A 575-nucleotide genomic window follows, 5' to 3' on the forward strand; every position below is an offset into this window, starting at 1 on the left:
CAGCTTCTGATGCAACTTCGATTACTGTTCCGAATGCTTCTTCTTGTGATATCGCAACAAACGACCTAGTGATCGTATCGAGTTGTGCGCGTGCTGAGCTATTCTCTATAACGAGTGACCCAACAGCAACGAACGTGCTTAATCATGGGACATCGCATAACAATAGCGCCAACTTTGCTGATGATATTTATGATCCTGACGGTAGTTACTTGTACCTACCTACTATTACTGCATACCACGTCGGCAATACGGCCGATGGTGGTCGCGCACTGTTCATGACGCAGATTAACCGCTCTGGCGAGACTTCCTCGTTTTCGACTCAAGAGATCGCCGAAGGCGTGGAAGATATGCAGGTGCTTTACGGTGAAGATACTAATGATGATGGAACAGCGAATCGCTATGTGGCTGCCGATGACGTCGATGACTTTTTGAATGTTGTAGCAGTACGCACACGCATTCTTACCGCGTCTGAAGATCGCACAGTTGCGGAAAACCAAACCTATAACTTCAATGGCACGGCTACGACGGCTGCGGACTTACGCTTTTATGTGCCGTATGAAACTACGAATACCATT

Annotated in this window: 1 protein-coding gene; it reads left to right on the forward strand. The window is 47.5% G+C overall.

Features of this window, described 5'->3' with window-relative positions:
- A partial coding sequence (locus tag A3738_RS25215) for a PilW family protein (protein WP_197474028.1) occupies positions 1–575 on the forward strand: 575 nt, incomplete at both ends.

The organism is Oleiphilus sp. HI0066, assembly GCF_001635725.1.